Raw genomic sequence first — 1,611 nt, 5'->3', positions numbered from 1 at the left:
GGCTTGTTCTTTTTCTTCCGGCCTCGAACGGCGTCTCGAACTGGGTCGCTCACCTGGGGATTCGCCGGACGTGGGGGCGGCCTTCGTCTGATCCTGTGCTCCGACCAAGATGCACGTGACCAAGACGAAGGCCGTGAGGGTGAGTCTGCTGCCTGATGCCGTACGAAGGGAAGCGTTCGCGGAAGCGTCACGCTTCCGGGGCGAGTTCTACGAGTGTCTGGCCACTCGGAGCGATGAGTTGTTCGAGCTGGTGGACGCGGTGCTGTGTGCGGATGGGGCGGTGAGGACCCCGGTCGACCTGACGCTGCTGCCCGAGCACCGGCGTGGGCACGGCGCGTTGTACGGAGCTCTCAACCGGGGCCGGATCGACGTCGAGAGGCTGCGGACCTTGCTCGCCGGGCTGCCGTTGCCCCGGTTCGAGGGCGGGCGCCTGGTGCTGGCGGTCGACGTGTCGCCGTGGCTGCGCTCGGACGCGCCGTGCTCGGCAGAGCGGCTGTTCTGCCACGTCTACGGCCGTGCGAAGTCCGCCTCCCAGTTCATCCCCGGCTGGCCGTACTCCTTCGTCGCCGTCCTCGAACCGGGAGCCACCTCGTGGACGGCGATCCTGGACGTCGTCCGGCTCGGCCCCGAAGACGACGCGACCGCCGTCACCGCCACCCAGCTCCGCGCCGTGGCCGAGCGTCTCATCTCGGCCGGCCAGTGGGCACCCGGCGATCCGGACATCACGATCGTCATGGACGCGGGTTACGACGTCACCCGCCTGGCCTGGGTCCTGCGGGATCTTCCTGTCGAACTGGTCGGACGCATCCGCAGCGACCGGGTGATGCGGCTGCCGAAGCCCTCACCCAAGGAATACGCCCTGGCCTATCCCCAGGGCGGGCGACCGCCGAAGCACGGCAAGGAGTTCCGCTTTGCCAGGCCCGAGACCTGGCCCGAGGCGGTGATCACCACCGTCACCGACACCGCCAACTACGGCAAGGCCGAAGCCCAGGCGTGGGACCGGGTCCACCCGCGGTTGACCCACCGCTCGGCCTGGCTGGAGCACGACGGTGAACTCCCCGTCGTCGAGGGCACCTTGGTCCGGTTGAAGGTCGAGCACCTCTCCAAGGAACGTGAAGCGCCGCCGGTCTGGCTGTGGTCCTCCAAGACCGGCGCCACCCCGGCAGACGTGGATCTGTGGTGGCAGGTGTTCCTCAGGAGATTCGACCTTGAGCACACCTTCCGGTTCGGAAAGCAGATTCTCGGCTGGACCACCCCGAAGATCCGCACTCCCGAGGCCGCGGACCGGTGGACCTGGCTCGTGGTCGTCGCCCACACCCAGCTCCGCCTCGCCCGGCCGCTGGCCGCCGACCTCCGCCGGCCCTGGGAGAAGCCGGCCAAGCCCGAACGCCTCACCCCGGCCCGGGTCCGCCGGGGGTTCAGGAACATCCGAGCCCACCTGCTCTGCCCGGCCCGTGTTCCCCAACCGCGCGGCGCTGGTCCCGGACGACCGCCCGGGACCAAGAACCGCCATCCCGCACCCCGCTACGACGTCGGTAAAACCGTCAAACGCCCCGAGACCCTCAAGGCCATCGGAAAGCCCGGAAGATCTTGGTAGATAAAGAACAAGCT

1 protein-coding gene is annotated in these 1,611 nt (G+C 68.8%); it reads left to right on the top strand.

Annotated elements, in window-relative coordinates:
- Positions 1–139 precede the first annotated feature (139 nt).
- Positions 140–1,597 (top strand): NF041680 family putative transposase, encoded by a 1,458-nt coding sequence (locus tag ACIBAF_RS49260; RefSeq protein WP_399473416.1) that lies wholly within the window; start codon positions 140–142, stop codon positions 1,595–1,597.
- Positions 1,598–1,611 lie beyond the last annotated feature (14 nt).

Source organism: Streptomyces sp. NPDC051677, assembly GCF_044453465.1.
Classification (GTDB): domain Bacteria; phylum Actinomycetota; class Actinomycetes; order Streptomycetales; family Streptomycetaceae; genus Streptomyces.
The sequence above is the reverse complement of the archived record's forward strand: the minus strand, read 5'-3'. Positions and strand labels throughout refer to the sequence as shown.